This is a genomic window from Winogradskyella sp. UBA3174 (assembly GCF_002364335.1).
In the GTDB taxonomy this organism is placed as follows: domain Bacteria; phylum Bacteroidota; class Bacteroidia; order Flavobacteriales; family Flavobacteriaceae; genus Winogradskyella.
Genome location: NZ_DEXW01000079.1, coordinates 437 through 2,590, shown reverse-complemented (window position 1 = coordinate 2,590; position 2,154 = coordinate 437). Strand labels below are relative to the sequence as shown.

Here is a 2,154-nt window from a genome sequence, read left to right as displayed (position 1 = left end):
GCCTTTAAAATCTGTAAATAATATAGATGCTAGATTAAAACCTTTTGCATCGGCTTTACCTTTTATTTTAAGTTCTTCTGCTATTTCTGCAGGTAATATATTAAGAAGTAGGTTATCCGAACGTTCTTTTTCTTTTTCAATGACGTTTTTAGATTTTTTAGTATAACGGTATCGCCAATAAAAACCACCAGCTAATATTAAAAATATAGCACCAACACCAATAGCAATATTTTTATTGGTATCCTTTTTACTAATTATTTTATTAGTAATTATTTCTTCTCTTAGATCTATTTCTACCTGTTTCAAACTGTCTGCCTCAACTTGTTTAGCAAACTCCATTTGTTGAAGTTTTACTGCAGTCTCATCCTCTTTAAGTTCTTCTTTTAAAATACTGAATCTTTCAATAAACGTTAAGGTTTTCTTCGTGTTACCTATCCCTTTATATGCATAGTAAAGGCACTCACAACTTTCTTCTTCAATAGATAGGGCTCCAAATTCTTCTGCTAAACTCAAACTTTTTAAGCAATTAATTTTAGCCTCTTTATAGCGCTCCATTCTCACATACAATTGCCCTATTCCCAGAAATTTAATCATGGCGTTGTAATAAATCTCAAACTCTTCATCAACTTTTAGACTTTCCTTGTAAAATTCTAGAGCTATTGTAAACTTTTCTTGTTCTGTATATACATTACCTTTTTCGTATAAAATATTTGATAAACCAACTTGTTCACCCAATTCTTTATAAATAGTTTCACTTTTATTGTAATAATCTAAAGACTTATTGTAATCTTTCTTCTTTAAAAAAATACCTCCAATATTATAGAGCGCATTAGCATAGTCTAATGAACCCTTATCGCCTTCAGTTAAAGCTAAACTTTGTTGATAATAGATTAGAGCGTTATCGTCATCCTCTTGATTTAAGTAGATATTCCCAATTAAATTAATAGTAAATATGGTTTGAATTTTATTATCTATTTCTTCTGCAATTTTTGCACTACGCTTAATGTAATCTAAGGCCTTTATATAATTTCCTTGATCAGAATAGATTTCTCCGATAAGAGATAACGCTTGAGAGATTTTTAATTGATCACCATGTTTTTCAAAAGTTTTTAATGATATATTAATATGTTTTAAAGCATTATCATAATCGCTGTTATAGTAATAAGAACGAGCGGTTAAATCTTGACTTAGTCCAAGAGAATATAAATCATTTTTACTTTCTGCAAAGTCTTTTAAATTTTCAACAAGTACCAATGCAGAATCGGGTTTATCAAACATGTATTCAATAAATAGATATGTATAGTAGGCCTTTGCGCGTGTAGAATCTGTTTGGGTCTTATCTTCCCATATTTCAAAATAATCACTGTCTTGAGCTGTTATATTTAAAAAACAGCCAAACCCAATGAATATGCAAAAGAGGTATTTCATGTAGAAGATATTCGTCTTAAAAAAATTAGAATAAAACGACTATATTTTTTAATTAATCCAACAGTTAACTTACACTATTTCAGAAATGAGCAAAAAGGGAATGTTGGTGTTATCTCACAAAATATGTCAAACCAAAAGAGATTCCTAATTTTTTACCATATTGTGTTCAATTTAGCGTTTAGTAGCACGCTTTAACCTATCGTTTATAGATTTACCTAAGCCATAATCTGGAAACTCTTCTGCAATAATTACATCTAAATCTTGATGGTCTAGTTGATGCAAAGCATCGTATAATTTTGATGCTGCTTCTTCCAAACTGCCATTTTTTGAAAGGATAATTTGACTGCTAATAGCTTCACTTTCAAATTCAGAATTAAACACTAAAAGTCCTATGCGCTTATCTGAATATTTCTTAATACTATCTAAAACGTTATCTGTTAAAACTGTGATTGTTTTTGGCGCATAATGTCGTTCTAACATGCCTGGTGCATCTGGTGTAACTTCTTTTTTATTTTTAATTTGAATTGTTCCAACTACAGCTTCAATCGCTTCAATAGAAGTTGAGCCGAGTCTGTAAATTATAGGCTCATCATTTTCAAAACCTATAATGGTAGATTCGATACCACTTTTGCAAGCACCTCCATCTAAAACCATTTTTATATTGTCCTTAAAATAAGTTTCAACGTGTTCCGCTGTTGTTGGACTTATGCTACTAAAAGGATTCGC

The 2,154-nt window shown here is 30.4% G+C and carries 2 protein-coding genes; both read right to left on the bottom strand.

What is annotated here, in order from left to right; all coding sequences use genetic code 11:
* A partial coding sequence (locus B2U95_RS15085; protein WP_296317604.1) for a tetratricopeptide repeat protein occupies positions 1–1,428 on the bottom strand: 1,428 nt, incomplete at its 3' end.
* Positions 1,429–1,599: 171 nt separating this feature from the next.
* Positions 1,600–2,154, bottom strand: a 555-nt coding sequence (locus B2U95_RS15080; RefSeq protein ID WP_296317603.1) for an L-threonylcarbamoyladenylate synthase, incomplete at its 5' end; no start/stop codon positions are given.